Origin of the sequence: Variovorax boronicumulans NBRC 103145, from assembly GCF_001591345.1 — a bacterium.
Classification (GTDB): domain Bacteria; phylum Pseudomonadota; class Gammaproteobacteria; order Burkholderiales; family Burkholderiaceae_C; genus Variovorax; species Variovorax boronicumulans.
Genome location: NZ_BCUS01000025.1, coordinates 48,656 through 64,342, shown reverse-complemented (window position 1 = coordinate 64,342; position 15,687 = coordinate 48,656). Strand labels below are relative to the sequence as shown.

General features: G+C 68.9%; 16 protein-coding genes, 1 pseudogene and 1 riboswitch. Of the genes and pseudogenes, 12 read left to right on the top strand and 5 right to left on the bottom strand.

The window, feature by feature from the left end:
* Window positions 1-220, top strand: a pseudogene (locus VBO01S_RS10195) (zinc ribbon domain-containing protein); the annotation flags it as partial.
* 16 nt (window positions 221-236) lie between these two features.
* On the opposite strand, the gene VBO01S_RS10190 reads toward VBO01S_RS10195, so the two are convergent.
* A complete protein-coding gene (locus VBO01S_RS10190) occupies window positions 237-2,222 on the bottom strand; it encodes a monovalent cation:proton antiporter family protein (RefSeq protein ID WP_062473618.1) in 1,986 nt (661 codons plus the stop codon).
* Between the two features lie 86 nt (window positions 2,223-2,308).
* Here VBO01S_RS10190 and VBO01S_RS10185 point away from each other — a divergent pair, with 86 nt between their 5' ends.
* From VBO01S_RS10185 to VBO01S_RS10170, 4 genes are read left to right on the top strand one after another with little or no spacing between them, the layout of a single operon-like run.
* Window positions 2,309-3,310: a KpsF/GutQ family sugar-phosphate isomerase gene (locus tag VBO01S_RS10185; protein WP_062473617.1), complete on the top strand. Its 1,002-nt coding sequence runs from the start codon at window positions 2,309-2,311 to the stop codon at window positions 3,308-3,310.
* Entirely contained in the window at window positions 3,310-3,858 is a 549-nt protein-coding gene (locus tag VBO01S_RS10180) for a KdsC family phosphatase (RefSeq protein ID WP_062473615.1), read from the top strand. Before VBO01S_RS10185 ends, VBO01S_RS10180 begins: the two co-directional genes overlap by 1 nt.
* Window positions 3,855-4,505 carry an LPS export ABC transporter periplasmic protein LptC gene (lptC, locus tag VBO01S_RS10175; protein ID WP_062473614.1) on the top strand — a complete coding sequence of 217 codons (651 nt, stop codon included), beginning with the start codon at window positions 3,855-3,857 and terminating at the stop codon, window positions 4,503-4,505. The genes VBO01S_RS10180 and lptC overlap by 4 nt, the downstream gene beginning before the upstream one ends.
* A gap of 43 nt (window positions 4,506-4,548) precedes the next feature.
* Window positions 4,549-5,334: an SDR family oxidoreductase gene (locus tag VBO01S_RS10170; RefSeq protein ID WP_062473612.1), complete on the top strand. Its 786-nt coding sequence runs from the start codon at window positions 4,549-4,551 to the stop codon at window positions 5,332-5,334.
* A 109-nt stretch (window positions 5,335-5,443) separates the two neighbouring features.
* On the opposite strand, the gene rbp is transcribed toward VBO01S_RS10170, so the two are convergent.
* Window positions 5,444-5,965 carry an RNA-binding regulator gene (gene rbp / locus VBO01S_RS10165; protein WP_062473610.1) on the bottom strand — a complete coding sequence of 174 codons (522 nt, stop codon included), beginning with the start codon at window positions 5,963-5,965 and terminating at the stop codon, window positions 5,444-5,446.
* 259 nt (window positions 5,966-6,224) lie between these two features.
* A riboswitch (yybP-ykoY riboswitch) is annotated at window positions 6,225-6,411 on the top strand.
* A 9-nt stretch (window positions 6,412-6,420) separates the two neighbouring features.
* Here rbp and VBO01S_RS10160 point away from each other — a divergent pair.
* From VBO01S_RS10160 to VBO01S_RS10145, 4 genes are all read left to right on the top strand, one after another.
* On the top strand, window positions 6,421-6,984 hold the full coding sequence (locus VBO01S_RS10160) for a TMEM165/GDT1 family protein (protein WP_062473609.1): 564 nt from the start codon (window positions 6,421-6,423) through the stop codon (window positions 6,982-6,984).
* Between the two features lie 127 nt (window positions 6,985-7,111).
* Window positions 7,112-8,272 (top strand): homoserine O-succinyltransferase MetX, encoded by a 1,161-nt coding sequence (metX, locus tag VBO01S_RS10155; protein WP_062473608.1) that lies wholly within the window; start codon window positions 7,112-7,114, stop codon window positions 8,270-8,272.
* Window positions 8,269-8,856 (top strand): methionine biosynthesis protein MetW, encoded by a 588-nt coding sequence (gene metW, locus VBO01S_RS10150; RefSeq protein WP_062473606.1) that lies wholly within the window; start codon window positions 8,269-8,271, stop codon window positions 8,854-8,856. The genes metX and metW overlap by 4 nt, the downstream gene beginning before the upstream one ends.
* 37 nt (window positions 8,857-8,893) lie before the next feature.
* Window positions 8,894-9,481 (top strand): IMPACT family protein, encoded by a 588-nt coding sequence (locus VBO01S_RS10145; RefSeq protein WP_062473604.1) that lies wholly within the window; start codon window positions 8,894-8,896, stop codon window positions 9,479-9,481.
* On the opposite strand, the gene VBO01S_RS10140 is transcribed toward VBO01S_RS10145, so the two are convergent.
* On the bottom strand, window positions 9,426-10,358 hold the full coding sequence (locus VBO01S_RS10140; RefSeq protein WP_062473602.1) for an ion transporter: 933 nt from the start codon (window positions 10,356-10,358) through the stop codon (window positions 9,426-9,428). The two genes, VBO01S_RS10145 and VBO01S_RS10140, sit on opposite strands and share 56 nt — an antisense overlap.
* A 115-nt stretch (window positions 10,359-10,473) precedes the next feature.
* Here VBO01S_RS10140 and VBO01S_RS10135 point away from each other — a divergent pair, with 115 nt between their 5' ends.
* The gene (locus VBO01S_RS10135) at window positions 10,474-10,989 is read left to right on the top strand and encodes a bactofilin family protein (RefSeq protein ID WP_062473600.1); all 516 of its coding nucleotides are present in this window, start codon (window positions 10,474-10,476) and stop codon (window positions 10,987-10,989) included.
* 33 nt (window positions 10,990-11,022) lie between these two features.
* Here the strand turns inward: VBO01S_RS10135 and VBO01S_RS10130 are convergent, their stop codons facing one another.
* Window positions 11,023-11,877 carry a DUF72 domain-containing protein gene (locus tag VBO01S_RS10130; protein WP_082818071.1) on the bottom strand — a complete coding sequence of 285 codons (855 nt, stop codon included), beginning with the start codon at window positions 11,875-11,877 and terminating at the stop codon, window positions 11,023-11,025.
* Window positions 11,878-11,969: 92 nt separating this feature from the next.
* On the opposite strand from VBO01S_RS10130, the gene VBO01S_RS10125 reads away from it, so the two are divergent.
* Window positions 11,970-13,481, top strand: coding sequence for a M20 family metallopeptidase (locus VBO01S_RS10125; RefSeq protein WP_062473598.1), 1,512 nt, complete (start codon window positions 11,970-11,972; stop codon window positions 13,479-13,481).
* Between the two features lie 73 nt (window positions 13,482-13,554).
* Window positions 13,555-14,430: an alpha/beta hydrolase gene (locus tag VBO01S_RS10120; RefSeq protein ID WP_062473596.1), complete on the top strand. Its 876-nt coding sequence runs from the start codon at window positions 13,555-13,557 to the stop codon at window positions 14,428-14,430.
* A gap of 3 nt (window positions 14,431-14,433) precedes the next feature.
* Here VBO01S_RS10120 and VBO01S_RS10115 read toward each other — a convergent pair whose 3' ends face one another.
* A complete protein-coding gene (locus tag VBO01S_RS10115; RefSeq protein ID WP_062473594.1) occupies window positions 14,434-15,612 on the bottom strand; it encodes an MFS transporter in 1,179 nt (392 codons plus the stop codon).
* Between the last annotated feature and the right edge of the window lie 75 nt (window positions 15,613-15,687).

The following is a 15,687-nucleotide window of genomic DNA, read 5'->3' as shown; positions in this document are numbered from 1 at the left end:
GCCGCGCGCCGTGGCGGCCTGCCCGGCACCTGCGCCCGCGTCTCCGGCCCCGCCGGCCGACCCGCAGGCCCAATGCGGCGACCGCAACTTCATCGCCAAGGCGCAATGCATGGCGGCCCAGTGCGTGAAGCCCGAGTACAGGTCGCACGCACAGTGCGAAGCGGTGCGCCGTCAGCAGCGCATCGAAGAAGAAAAGCGCAACCCGTCGCTCTTGAACTGAGCCCGCGCCGGCGGCCTCAGCCCTTCTGCAGCCGCTCGATGGCAATCGCCAGCGCGGCGGGCTTGCCCGACAGCACGAGGGTGTCGCCGTCCGACAGCAGCGTGTCGTCGGCCGGCACGCGCGCCTGGCCGTCCTGGCGGCGCAGGCTGGCCACCCGCACGCCCAGCGTCGGCAGCGCAATCCGTCCGAGTGTCTGGCCGATGGCGCGTGCGCCCGGCGTGAGCGTGAAGCTGTTCAGGCGCTCGTGGTCGATCTCGTCGGCGTTGTCGTCGTCGGCGCCGTGGAAGTAGCCGCGCAGCAGGTTGTAGCGCGCGTCGCGCTGGTCCTGCACCACGCGGATCACGCGCCGCATCGGCACGCCGACCAGCGCCAGCGCATGGCTGGCGAGCATCAGCGACCCCTCGATGGCCTCCGGCACCACCTCGGTCGCGCCGGCGGCCTGCAGCTTCTCGAGGTCGTGGTCGTCCTGGGTGCGCACGATCACCGGCACGTGCGGCGCGTGGGCGCGGGTGTTGGCCAGCACCTTCATGGCGCCGCCCACGTCCAGGTAGGTGACGACCACCGCGCTGGCGCGCGCCAGGCCCGCGGCCATCAGCGCCTGCAGCCGCGCCGCGTCGCCGAACACCACCGAATCGCCGGCCGCAGCGGCCTGGCGCACGCGGTCGGGGTCGAGGTCGAGCGCCATGTAGGGGATGCCTTCGCGCTCCAGGATGCGCGCCAGGTTCTGGCCGCAGCGCCCGTAGCCGCAGATGATCACGTGCTGCGCGGTGTTGATGGTCTTGCGCGCAATGGTCGTCATCTGCAGCGACTGCTGCAGCCAGTCGCTGGCCACCAGCTTGCGCACGATGGCGTTGCTGTACATGACGATGAAGGGCGTGGCCAGCATCGACAGCACCATCGACGCCAGCACCGGGTTGGCCAGCCATGGCGGCAGCAGGTTGCGGTCCTGCGCAAGCGCCAGCAGCACGAAACCGAACTCGCCGGCCTGCGCCAGGTACAGGCCGGTGCGCAGCGACACGCCCGAGGTGGCGCCCAGCACCCGCGCCAGCACCGTCACCAGCCCCAGCTTGAACAGCAGCGGCACCAGCAGCAGCACAGCCACCAGCAGCCAGCGCTCGACCACGATGTGCCAGTCGAGCGACATGCCGACGGTGATGAAGAACAGCCCCAGCAGCACGTCGTGGAAGGGGCGGATGTCGGTCTCGACCTGATGCTTGTATTCGGTTTCCGACACCAGCATGCCGGCGATGAAGGCGCCCAGCGCCAGGCTCAGGCCGGCCAGCTCGGTGAGCCAGGCCAGGCCCAGCGTGATCAGCAGCACATTCAGGATGAACAGCTCCTCGCTGCGCCGCCGCGCCACCAGCGTGAGCCACCAGCGCATGATGCGCGGCCCGCCGTACAGCAGCACGCCGATGAGGAAGGTGGCCTTCACCAGCGCGAAGCCCAGCGCCTTGGCCAGCGCCTCGGGCGGCGCGCCCAGCGCGGGAATCAGCACCAGCAGCGGCACCACGGCCAGATCCTGGAACAGCAGCACGCCCATCACGCGCTTGCCGTGTTCGCTCTCCAGCTCGAGCCGCTCGGCCATCAGCTTGACCACGATGGCGGTGCTGCTCATGGTGAGCGCGCTCGACAGCGCCAGGGTGGTCTGCCACCCCAGCTGCCAGGCTGGCGGCAGCTGCGTGGCGATCAGCAGCGCGCCGGCGGTGGCCAGCGCCATGGTCAGCAGCACCTGCGCCATGCCCAGCCCGAACACGTGCTTGCGCATGGCGCGCAGCTTGGGCAGGCTGAACTCGAGCCCGATCACGAACATCAGGAACACCACGCCGAATTCGCCCAGGTGGCGGATGCCTTCGGAGTTCTGCGCCAGGGCCAGCGCATGCGGACCGATGAGCACGCCGGCCGTCAGGTAGCCGAGCATCGGCGGCAGCTTGAGCGACCGGCAGGCCACCACGCCGATCACCGCGGCCAACAGATACAACAGCGTGAGATCGAACGAAGACATAGGCGCCGATGCTAGAGCAATGTCCGTGCCCCGGGCTTCCCCGGGCCATGTGATCCCCGACCGCGCCCGCCTCGTAAAATCCGGCGATGAGCTCCCGCCCCGCCCCGACCCACGTGGTCGACCCCGACGCCATCCTGGCCCGGGCACGCGTCACATTCGACATCGAAGCCGAAGCCGTCCTCGGCCTGAAGGCCCGCGTCGGCCCGAGTTTCGTCGAGGCCGTGCGCAAGATCCTCGAAGTGCGCGGCCGCGTGGTCGTGATGGGCATGGGCAAGAGTGGCCACGTCGGCCGCAAGATCGCTGCCACCCTCGCCTCCACCGGCACGCCCGCGATGTTCGTGCACCCGGCCGAGGCCAGCCACGGCGACCTCGGCATGATCAAGGCGGTCGACCTCGTGCTCGCCATCTCCAACAGCGGCGAGGTCGACGAACTCACCGTGCTGCTGCCGGTGGTCAAGCGCCAGGGCGTGCCCCTGATCGCCATGACCGGCCGCCCCGATTCCACCCTGGCGCGCCATGCCGACATCGTGATCGACGCCGGCGTCGCCAAGGAAGCCTGCCCGCTGAACCTCGCGCCCACCGCGAGCACCACCGCGCAGATCGCCATGGGCGACGCACTGGCTGTGGCGCTGCTCGACGCGCGCGGCTTCGGCTCCGAAGATTTCGCCCGCTCGCACCCCGGCGGCGCGCTGGGCCGAAAGCTGCTCACGCACGTGAGCGATGTCATGCGCTCGGGCGACGAAGTGCCGTGCGTGCCGCCGACGGCCACCGTCAGCGAGCTGATGCGTGCGATGAGCATCAAGGGCTTCGGCGCTGCTGCCGTGGTCGAGCCCGATGGTCGGGCGCTGGGCATCTTCACCGACGGCGACCTGCGCCGCCTGATCGAGGCCGGCGCCGACCTGCGCACGCCCAAGGCGGCCGACATCATGCACCGCGACCCGCGCACCATCCGCGTCGACGCGCTGGCGGTGGAAGCGGCCGAACTCATGGAGCAATGCGGTATCACCCGCCTGTTCGTGATCGACGGCGCGGGGGTGATCGTCGGCGCGGTGAACACCAACGACCTGATGCGCGCGAAGGTCATCTGATGCCGCTTGATTTCCAGGCCGAGACCCTGCTGGCCGCGCAAGACGTGCGCATCGTCTTCTTCGACATCGACGGCGTGTTGACCGACGGCGGCGTGTACTTCACCGAGCACGGCGAGACGCTCAAGCGCTTCAGCATCCTCGACGGCTACGGCCTCAAGCTGCTGCGCAAGGCCGGCATCACGCCGGCCGTGATCACCGGGCGCGACTCCAAGCCGCTGCGCGTGCGGCTCGAGGCGCTGGGCATCGAGCACGTGCGCTACGGCACCGAGGACAAGCTGCCCGCCGCCGAAGCCATGCTGAAGCAGCTGGGCTTCACCTGGGCGCAGGCCGCCGCCATCGGCGACGACTGGCCCGACCTGCCGGTGCTGACCCGCGTCGGCTTCGCTGCGGCGCCGGCCAACGCGCACGCCGAGGTGCGCGCGGTGGCGCGCTACGTCACCACCGCGCGTGGCGGCGAAGGCGCGGCACGCGAATTCTGCGACCTGCTGTTGACGGCCTGCGGCCAGTACCGCCCGCTGCTCGACGCCGCCCTGGGCCCCCGACCATGAGCCCGCAGCTGCGACGCGCCTGGCACCTCACGCGCGATGTGCTCGACCGCACCACCATCTACCTGCCGATCATCCTGATGGCGGGCGTGGCGCTGGGCACCTACTGGCTGGTGCGCAATGCGCCAAAGCTGTTGGAGCCCACCGTCAAGGCGGCGCCCACGCACGAGCCCGACTACTTCATGCGGGACTTCGTCATCAAGAACTTCCTGCCCAACGGCGACTTGCGCAGCGAGCTGCACGGCACCGAGGGGCGGCATTACCCGGACACCGACACCATCGAGGTCGACCAGGTGCGCATGCGCTCGGTGTCGCCCGAGGGGCTGGTCACGCGCTCGTCGGCGAACCGGGGCCTGTCGAATTCCGACGGCAGCGAGATCCAGCTGTTCGGCAACGCGATCGTGATCCGCGAACCCGCGGTGAGCGCCAGCGGCAAGGCCACGCCGCGGCTGGAGTTTCGCGGCGAGTTCCTGCATGCGTTCCTCGACACCGAGAAGGTGCAGTCGAACAAGCCGGTCACGCTCATCCGCGGCAGCGACCAGTTCACGGGCGATACGCTCGACTATGACAACCTGAGCGGCGTGGCCAACCTCACGGGCCGCGTGCGCGGCGTGCTGGTGCCGTCGGCCGCCGCAGGCAAGCCGCGTTGAGCGGCTGCCACACAAGAACAAGTTCCCGGGAGACGATCCACGCATGACCACCGCCGCACCGCTCGTCTTCATCACCGGCGCCTCCAGCGGCATCGGCCAGGCCTTGGCCGCGCGCTTCTACGACGCCGGCTACCGGCTGGCGCTGGTCGCGCGGCGCACGGGCGAGATCGACACCTGGGCGGCGGGCCGCCAGCTGGACGCGGGCCGCTACCAGGTCTACGGCGCCGACGTGGCCGACACCGACAGCATCGTGGCCGCCGGCGCCGACTGCATCGCGCGCCAGGGCGTGCCCGACGTGGTGATCGCCAACGCCGGCATCAGCATCGGCATCGACACGGCCGAGCGTTCGGACCTCGACGTGCTGGCGCGCACCTTCGCTGTCAACAACGTGGGGCTGGCCGCCACCTTCCATCCCTTCGTGCAGGCCATGGTGCAGCGCGGCAGCGGGCGGCTCGTGGGCATCGGCAGCGTCGCCGCCATCCGCGGGCTGCCGGGGCACGGCGCCTACTGCGCGAGCAAGGCGGGCGTGGTCGCGTACTGCGAGAGCCTGCGCGGGGAACTGCACAACAGCGGGGTGAAGGTCGTCACGCTCTGCCCGGGCTACATCGACACGCCGCTGACGCAGGGCAACCGCTACGGCATGCCCTTTCTCATGCAGCCCGAGGACTTTGCGGCCCAGGCGCTGCGCGCCATCGAGGCCGGCACGAGCTACCGCGTGATTCCGTGGCAGATGGGCGTGGTCGCCAAGGTCATGCGCCTGTTGCCCAATGCCGTGCTCGACCGCGCGGTGCAGGGCCGGGCGCGCAAGAAGCGCAGCGGCGAAGCCTGAGCTTCATTGCCGATTGCACAGCGGGCACAGCGCGCAGGCAAAGAAAAAGGCTCCCGAGGGAGCCTTTTGTGTTTGTGTGCCGTGAGGCATGCGAAGGAGTGAACGGGGTTCAGTACCCACCGTTGCCGCCGCCGCCGTAGCCGCCACGACCACCGCCGCCGCCACGGGGACCTGCGCCGTAGGGGCTGCGGAAACCGCCATCGCCACCGCCGCCACCCGAACGACCACCACCGCCGCCGTAGCCGCCGCCACCGCCGGAACGGCCACCGCCGCCACCACCGTAGCCGCCACCACCGCCGCCGCCGTAGCCACCGCCACCACCGCCGCCATAACCACCACCGCCGCCGCCGTAGCCGCCGCCACCGCTGCGGGGGGGGCGTGCTTCCATGGGACGTGCTTCGTTGACGACCACGCTGCGGCCGCCCAGGGGTTGGCCGTTCATGCCGTTGATGGCGGCCTGTGCTTCCGCGTCACTGCCCATCTCGACGAAGCCGAAGCCCTTCGAGCGACCCGTGTCGCGCTCCATCATGACCTTGGCGCTGGTCACTGCGCCGAACTGGCCGAAGGCCTGCTCGAGATCACCGTCGCGCACCGAGTAAGGCAGGTTGCCGACGTAGAGTTTGTTGCCCATCAAGGGACTCCTATAAACACATCAAGAAAAGCGATGGAGTCCCGAAAGCATCACTCAAACGAGAGCCGCCGAGCCGCGCGAAACTGACCGATCACCGAATTGCTCCCACCCAAAATCAAGAGGGATGCTCGTGCATTATGGGTGAAATATCAAAAAAGCAAGCAGGAATTTGCGTCTTGAGGTAGCACCTTTCGAAACTAGTAGAAGTTAGCGCACGCCTACCTGTTTGAGCCGGGGGAATTGACGATGCGGCTACAATTTGCCGGTCATTGGGGAGTAGCCGCCTTCCGCATACGAGAAGGGCCCGCGTCAACAGACTTGTCCTTGCCCCACGAGGACATGGCGCGTGCAGTGAACACACCTGGCGAGACCTTTGACCGCACAACTTCGGGAATATGGCCGAAGGTGTTGTGCGGTCAATTGCGTCCTTCGGCCCAAGGAACCCCACATCCATCATGGAAGCTTTTCTCGTTGCAACGGGCGTGGTCGCGCTCGCCGAAATGGGCGACAAGACCCAACTCCTGGCCCTTCTGCTGGCCGCGCGCTTCAGGAAACCCTGGCCGATCGTGTTCGGCATCTTTGTCGCCACGGTCATCAACCACGCGCTGGCCGGCGCGGTCGGCAACTACATCACGCGCTGGCTCGGCCCCGAGGTGCTGCGCTGGATCCTGGGCGGCTCGTTCATCGCCATGGCCGTCTGGATGCTGATTCCCGACAAGCTCGATGAAGACGACGCCCCCGGCGTCTCGAAGTTCGGCGTCTTCGGCACCACCGTGATCGCCTTCTTCCTGGCCGAGATGGGCGACAAGACCCAGATCGCCACCGTCATGCTGGCCGCCCGCTTCACGCAGGACTACGCTTGGGTCGTCGTCGGCACCACGCTGGGCATGATGCTGGCCAATGCGCCGGTCGTGTGGCTGGGCGACAAGATCGTGCGGCGCGTGCCGATCAAGCTGGTGCACGGCATCTCGGCGGCGATCTTCCTGGTGCTGGGCGTCGTGATGATCGTCGGCTGGTAGCAGGAAAAAGTCACGGGGCTATACTTGCCCTGCGCCGATTTGCTTCAGCTTGCGGGCGCTTTATAAATTCTGCTAAAGACGGCTGCCGAACCCGGCTCGTTTTTGGCGAGGCCGGGTTTTTTCATTCATGTCGTCGTCGTCACCTTTGGTCGTCACCCCGCAGTCGATGCAGTTCGCAGGCCCGCTGGCCCTGCGCAGCGGCGCCTCGATCAGCGGCTACACGCTCGCCTACGAAACCTACGGCACCCTCAATGCCGAGCGCAGCAATGCGGTGCTGGTGTGCCATGCGCTCAACGCCTCGCACCACGTCGCGGGCGTGTACGAGGGCCAGGCCCGCTCCGAGGGCTGGTGGGACAACATGGTGGGCCCGGGCAAGCCGCTGGACACCGACCGCTTCTTCGTGATCGGCGTCAACAACCTCGGCTCCTGCTTCGGCTCGACCGGCCCGATGCACGTGAACCCCGCCAACGGCCGCGTCTACGGCGCGGACTTCCCGGTGGTCACGGTCGAAGACTGGGTCGACGCCCAGGCGGCGCTGCTCGACGCGCTCGGCATCCGGACGCTCGCTGCGGTGATGGGCGGCAGCCTCGGCGGCATGCAGGCGCTGTCGTGGACGCTGCAGTACCCCGACCGCGTGCGGCATGCCGTGGTGGTGGCCAGCGCGCCCAACCTCACGGCCGAGAACATCGCCTTCAACGAGGTGGCGCGCCGCGCCATCGTGACCGACCCCGACTTCCACGGTGGCCATTTCTACGAATACGGCGTGGTGCCCAAGCGCGGCCTGCGCATCGCCCGCATGATCGGCCACATCACCTACCTGAGCGACGACGTGATGAACGCCAAGTTCGGGCGCATCCTGCGCAGCGCCGTCGAGGGCGAGGTGGCGGGGCTCGACTACCGCTATTCCACGCAGGACATCGAGTTCCAGATCGAAAGCTACCTGCGCTACCAGGGCGACAAGTTCAGCGAGTACTTCGACGCCAACACCTACCTGCTGATCACCCGCGCGCTCGACTACTTCGACCCCGCGCGCCACCACGGCGGCCAGCTCAGCACCGCGCTGGCGCAGGCCACGGCCAAGTTCCTGCTCGTGAGCTTCAAGACCGACTGGCGCTTCTCGCCCGCGCGCAGCCGCGAGATCGTGAAGGCGCTGCTCGACAACCGCCGCAACGTGAGCTACGCCGAGATCGACGCGCCGCACGGCCACGACGCCTTCCTGCTCGACGACGTGCGCTACATGGGCGTGGTGCGCTCGTACTTCGAACGCGTCGCCAAGGAATTCCAATGAGCGACCTTGCACACCAACGACTGATCGCCGAGCTCGTGCCGAAGGGCTCGCGCGTGCTCGACCTGGGCTGCGGCGACGGCGCCCTGCTCGACCTGCTGCAGCGCGAGCGCGGCTGCACCGGCTATGGCGTGGAGATCGCCGACGGCAACGTGCTGCAGTGCATCCGCCGCGGCGTCGACGTGATCCAGCTCAACCTCGACGAAGGCCTGGCGATGTTCGACGACGCCACCTTCGACGTGGTGCTGCAGATCGACACGCTGCAGCACCTGCGCAATGCCGAGGTCATGCTGCGCGAGACCGCGCGCGTGGGCCGCTTCGGCATCGTCGCCTTTCCCAATTTCGCGCACTGGCCCAACCGCTTGAGCGTGGCGCGCGGGCGCATGCCCGTGACGCGCCGCCTGCCCTACCAGTGGTACGACACGCCCAACATCCGCGTCGGCACCTACAAGGACTTCGAGGTGCTGGCCGGCAAGAACAACCTGCGCGTGCTCGACGCCTTCGGCCTGCAGAACGGCCGCGACGTGCGCTGGCTGCCCAACGCGCGCGCCAGCACGGCGGTGTTCAAGTTCGAGCGGGGCGGCTGAGCACGCCGCCCCTGCACCGCACGGACATCGGGTCGGAATGAGCTTCACGCTCGCGCAGCCGGTTCACAGCGACCTGCTCATCAAGAAAAGCCGCTTCATCGGCTGCGTGCAACCGGTGCCCGACCGCGCGGCCGCGCTGGCGGTGGTCGCCTCGCTGCGCGCGGAACACCCGGGTGCCGCGCACGTGTGCTGGGCCCTGATGGCCGGCGGCCAGTCGGCCGCGAACGACGACGGCGAGCCCGGCGGCACGGCCGGGCGCCCCATGCTCGAGGTGCTGCGCCACCAGCAGGTCGAAGGCGCGCTTGCCACCGTGGTGCGCTACTTCGGCGGCGTGAAGCTCGGCGCCGGCGGCCTTGTGCGCGCCTACACCGACGCCGTGGCGCAGGCCCTGCTCGGTGCCACGCTGGTGCCGCTCGTGCGCCAGCGTCACCTGCAGTGCGCCGTGCCCTACGCGCTCGAGGGGCTGGTGCGGCGCGAGCTGGCCGCCATCGGTGCGGTGCTCGAAGACGTGCAGCACGGCGATGACGTGCGCATGGCCTTCGCGCTGCCCGCGCCCGAGGCCGACGCCTTCATCGCGCGCCTCGACGATGCTGCGCAAGGGCGCGTCGTCTGGCCGACGGCGTGAGCCGCTTCGCTGGCGCCTTGCCCGGGGCCGGCTCCGCCGCCAGGGCGAGCACGCCGCGCGAGGCGAGCGCGATCGGCTCCGCCAGGTCGTCGTCGACGCCGCGCCGCGTCATCTCGGCCGTGACGATGCCGGTGGGCACGGCCAGCACGCCCCAGCCCAGCAGCATCATCACCGAGGCGATCGCGCGGCCCAGGTCGGTCTTGGGCACGAGGTCGCCGAAGCCGACCGTGGCCATGGTGGAAATCGCCCAGTAGATCGCCACCGGAATGCTGGTGAAGCCGTGCGTCGGGCCCTCGACCACGTACATCAGCGTGCCCATCACCAACACCACGAGCATCACGAAGCCCACGAACACCGTGATCTTGCGGCGGCTCGATGCCACCGCCGACACCAGCGCGCGGTACTCCACCGAATAGCGCGACAGCTTGAAGATGCGGAACACGCGCAACAGCCGCAGGATGCGCACGTCGATCAGGTACGCCAGCTCGGGCGCGAAGGCCACGAGAAAGGTCGGCAGCAGCGCCAGCAGGTCGATCACGCCGTAGAAGCTCAGCGCGTAGCGCAGCGGCTTGTTCACGCAGCACAGCCGCGCGATGTACTCCAGCGTGAAGAGAATCGTGAACACCCACTCGAGCGCATTGAACAGAGGCCGCCACTGGTCGCGGATCGATTGCACGCTGTCCAGGATGACGACCAGCACGCTCATCACGATCACCGCGATTAGCGTCAGGTCGAACCACAGGCCGGCGGGCGTGTCGGCCTCGAAGATCACGGTGAACAGCGTGCGCCGCCAGCCGCGCGCGGGCTTGTCGAACCGCGAGTCGGTGGCGGCGGGCGTGGACAGGGCTTCGATGTTCGGGCGGATCAGGCGGGTCATGCGGGGCATTGTCAGGGGCCCCGGGCGACTTATTCAGTTACGCTTATTGCGCAATGAAGTGCCGCATGCCGTGAGTGCGTTCTTACGATAGTCCCCTTTCTTGAGGAGCTCCCCATTGGCCACACAGTCCCCCTTTTTCGGCAAGCGTGATCGTGACACCGATTCGCTGACGTCCCGTCCCGCACCGCTGGTTGGTTCGGGCACCAATCTCTCGGGCACTCCCGTCAATCCCTCCTCGTTGACCGCACAGGCCGGCCTGGCCCCGGCGGCTGCGCCTGCCGCCAAGGAAGGCGGCAGCAAGCTCACCGTCGGCCCGAACATCAAGCTCAAGGGCGTCGAGATCACCGATTGCGACACGCTCGTGGTCGAAGGCCTGGTCGAGGCGACGATGGATTCGCGCCTGATGCAGATCGCCGAGCAGGGCGAGTTCAAGGGCTCGGCCGAGATCGACATCGCCGAGATCCGCGGCGTGTTCGACGGCAACCTCACCGTGCGCGAGAAGCTCGTCATCCACTCGACCGGCAAGGTCACCGGCAAGATCCGCTACGGCAAGATCGTGATCGAAGAAGGCGGCCAGCTGTCGGGCGAAATCAGCTTCGGCGCCAAGCCGTCGCTGCAGGCCGCCGCCTGAGGCACCTGACGCGCCCGGTCTGACGACCGTCGATCAGGGCGCTTTCTTTTTCGGTGGGGCCTTTTTGGCCGCCGGCTTCGGCTTGTCCGCGGCGGCGGCCATTGCTGCGTCTGCAGCCGGCGGCGCCCACCCCAGGCGCTGCAGCAAGGCACCGGCCGCGGCCGGTGCTCTCTCCTTGGCGCCGTTGATGAAATACACGAACACGTCGCGCGCCTTCGGCGTCGTGGTCCAGCCTTGCGCGCGCGCGGCCCAGGTGTCCAGCGCCTTGGGCGCGTAGCCAGTCGCGAGCGACGCGTCGGCCATCATGAGCCGCGCATAGGCGACGTCGCCTTCGGGCTCCTCGAACGATGGAAACTTGTCGGCGTCGGTGAACACGGTCGACACCTTGTGCTTCTTCGCGAGCGCCTTGTAGGCGGGCACGATGAAGCTCTCGTGGCGCACGTCCATCACGTGGCGCAGCGCGCGGCTGCCTTCCTTCTTGGGCAGCAGCTCCAGGAAGGCTTCGAAGTCTTCTGCATCGAACTGTTTGGTCGGCATGAACTGCCACACGATCGGCCCGAGCTTGTCGCCCAGCTCGGCCACGCCGCTGTCGATGAAGCGCTGGATCGACTCGCCCGCGGTCGCCAGCACCTTGCGGTTGGTGGTGAAGCGCGAGGCCTTCATCGAGAACATGAAGTCGTCGGGCGTGTCGTCGCGCCACTTGCGGAAGGTCTCGGGCTTGAAGGTGCTGTAGTAGGTGCCGTTGATCTCGATGGCGCTGACCTGCCGGCTGGCGTGGTTCAACTCCTTCGCGTGGGCCAGGCCCTTCGGGTAGAAGTTGTCGCGCCAGGGCTCGTAGGTCCAGCCGCCGATCCCCACCTTGATCCGCGTCGATGTTGCCTTGCTCACATTGCGCTCCGGGTTTTGAGATCGCCCGCACTCTACGCGCGCGCGCCGCGAGGCGCAAAATGCGTTTTTTCGTCCCCGCGGAGAATCCCCCGATGAACGCCCCCCTGCACCGTGAAATGCCCGCCGGCACGCTCGACGCGACGCGCGCCCTCTCTGATGTCACCGCCCGATGGGACGGCGACATCGTCAAGCAACTCACCGACTACATCGCCATCCCCGCCAAGTCGCCCGGCTTCGACAAGGACTGGTCGGCCAACGGCTATCTGGAGACCGTGCTGCGCAACGCCGCGGCCTGGGTCGAGGCGCAGAAGGTCGAGGGCCTGAAGCTGGAGATCGTGCGCCTCGAAGGCCGCACGCCGGTGCTGTTCTTCGAAGTGCCGGCCACCGGCACGAACATGACCGAGACCGTGCTGATGTACGGCCACCTCGATAAGCAACCCGAGTTCACCGGCTGGCGCAACGACCTCGGCCCGTGGACGCCCAAGTACGAGAACGGGCTGCTCTACGGCCGCGGCGGCGCCGACGACGGCTACGCCGTGTACGCCAGCGTGGCCGCGCTGCAGGCGCTCAAGGCCCAGGGCGTGGCGCACCCGCGCATCGTCGGCCTCATCGAGACCTGCGAGGAAAGCGGCTCCTACGACCTGCTGCCGTACGTCGACGCGCTGCGTCCGCGCCTGGGCGAGGTCGAGCTGGTGATCTGCCTGGATTCGGGCGCCGGCAACTACGACCAGCTGTGGCTCACGACCTCGCTGCGCGGCATGGCCAGCGGCACGCTCAAGGTCGAGGTGCTGACCGAAGGCATCCACTCGGGCGACGCCTCGGGCCTGGTGCCCTCGAGCTTCCGCATCATGCGGCAGGTGCTCGACCGCCTCGAGGACAGCGCCACCGGCCGGCTGCTGCCCGCCAGCTTCCACTGCGAAGTGCCGGCCGACCGCCTGGCGCAGGCCAAGGCCACCGCCGCCATCCTCGGCGACGAGGTCTACAAGCGCTTCCCGTGGGCGCACTACGACTGCGGCGGCTCGACCATGTTCGCGCTGCCGACCACCACCGACCCGGTCGAGGCCCTGCTCAACCGCACCTGGAAGCCCACGCTGTCGGTCACCGGCGCCGAAGGCTTTCCGGCCCTGAAGGACGCGGGCAACGTGCTGCGCCCCTACACCGCCTTCAAGCTCTCGCTGCGCCTGCCGCCGCTGGTCGATGCGGCCGAGACGGTGCAAAAGCTCAAGGCCCTGCTCGAAGACAACGCGCCCTACCAGGCACGTGTCACCTTCGAAAGCGGCGGCGGTGCCACCGGCTGGAACGCGCCCACCATCACGCCGTGGTTCGAGGACGCACTCAACAAGGCCTCGCGCGCGCACTTCGGCGCCTCCTGCGGCTACATCGGCCAGGGCGGCACGATCCCGCTGATGAACATGCTGAGCGCCGGCTTCCCGACCGCGCAGATGATGGTCTGCGGCGTGCTGGGCCCGAAGAGCAATGCGCACGGCCCCAACGAGTTCCTGCACGTGCCCTACGCCAAGAAGCTGACGGCCGCCGTGGCCGAGGTCATCGCCGCCCTGCCCGTCGCGCACCGCGCCGCGGCTGCGGAGCCGGTGGCGGCTTGAGCGCCGCGCCGGGCCGCCCCAAGCTAGCTCGCTCCCGCTTGGCGGGAAGGCGCGCAGCGCCAAGGGTGCACCCATGAGCGACGCGCTGCCCTTGCCACATCGCGTGGCGCTGTCCACGCCGGACGGCGAGACGCTGGCGCTGCGGCGGCTGCCCGCCGCTGGCAGGCCCCGCGCCGTGGTGGTCGTGGTGCACGGGCTGGGCGAGCACGCGGGGCGCTACCACGGCCTGGCCAAGCAGTTGCACGGCTGGGGCTTCGCGGTCTGGGCGCACGACCACCACGGGCACGGCGAGTCCACCGGTGCGCGCGGCGGCCTGCCCAGCGAGCTGCGGCTGGTCGACGACCTGGCCCTGGTGATCGACGATGCGCGCCGCGAGAACCCCGGTGTGCCGCTGGTGCTGCTGGGCCACAGCCTGGGCGGCCTGGTCGCCGCGAGCCTGGTGGCGCGCGGCGTGCGGCCGGTCGATGCGTTGGTGCTCTCGTCGCCGGGGCTCGATCCGGGGCTGAACGGCTTTCAGAAGATGCTGCTGGCGGTGCTGCCGCGCATCGCGCCCAACCTGCGCGTGGGCAACGGGCTCGACGACAACTACCTCTCGCACGACCCGGTGGTGGTGCAGGCCTACCGCGATGATCCGCTCACGCACGACCGCATCGGCAGCCGGCTGGCGCGCTTCCTCGCGTACGAAGGCGTCACGGTGCAGCAGCACGCGGCGCGCTGGCCGGTGCCCACGCTGCTGATCTACGCGGGCGACGACCGGCTCGTGCGGCCGGCTGCGAGCCGCGCCTTCGCGGCCGCTGCGGCGCCCAGCGGCAACGTCGAGGCGAAGTGCTTCGACGCGCTGTACCACGAGCTCTTCAACGAGCTCGATGCGGAGCCCGTGTTCGACATGCTGCAGCGCTGGCTCGACCGGCGCTTTCCGGCGGCGACTGTTCCCGCGCGCGTGGCCTGAGGCTCAGGCCTTGGCCACCGGCGCGCGCCGGCGTTGCGTCTGCGCGAGCCAGAGCAGCGCGGCGCCGGTCAGGGCCACCGGCACCAGCGAGCCGTAGTTCAACAGCTGCCAGCCCTGCGTGGTCACCAATACGCCCGAGGCGAATGAGGTCAGCGCCAGCGTCGCGAACACGCAGAAGTTGAGCGCGCCCTGGGCGCGGTCGCGCTCCTCGGCCGTGTAGGCCGTGAGCGACAGCGTCGTGCTGCCGGTGAACAGGAAATTCCAGCCCACGCCGAGCAGGAACAGCGCCACCAGGAAGTGGTGCAGGTCCACGCCCGACAACGCCACCACGATGCAGCCGAGGTTGAGCGCCAGCCCCACCCCCATCACCGGCAGCGCGCCGAAGCGGCGGATCAGGTGGCCGGTGAAGAAGCCTGGCGCGAACATGCCGATCACGTGCCATTCGAGCACCAGCGCCGCGTCGGAAAACGGCAGGCTGCAGATCTGCATCGCGATGGGCGTGGCGGCCATCAGCAGGTTCATCACGCCGTAGCTCAGCGCGCCCGCGGCGGCCGACACGATGAACACGGGCTGGCGCATGATCTCGCCCAGCGGCCTGCCGCCGCCGGCTTCCTTGCGGGTCGGCGAGGGCGGGAATTCGATGAAGTGCATCACCGCCATCGAGAGCAGCGCCACCGCCGCCAGCGCGATGTAGGCGCCGGCGAAGGGCACGGAGAGCGCTTCGCGCGTGAAGGTCGCCAGGTTCGGCCCCGCCACCGCGCCGATCAGGCCGCCGACCATCACCATCGACACGGCCTTCTCGCGCCAGGCCGGCAGTGCCAGTTCGGCCGCTGCGAAACGGTAGAGCCCGGCGTTGGCGTTGTAGTAGCCGGCGACCAGGGTGGCGAAGCACAGCAGCCAGAAGTTCTTCGAGAACGCCGCGTAGGCGCACAGCAGCGCCGAGCCGACCGCCACCGCCAGCCCGATCTGAAACGAACCGCGGCGGCCGAAGCGCTGCTGTGTGCGCGCCACCAGCCCTGTGCTCAACGCGCCGCCCACCACATAGCCCATCACGGGCAGCGTGGCCATCCAGCCCTGTGGTGCGATGCCCAGGCCCACGAGACCGTTGATGGCGATGAAGGTGACGTTGTTGGTCAGGAGCAGGCCCTGGCAGATGGCCAGGAGCCACAGATTGCGATTCATGGGGCGCGGTTCTACGCGATTGGGCGACGAAGGCAAGGCGCCGGCCAAAAAAAAGCGCCCTCGCGGGCGCCGGAA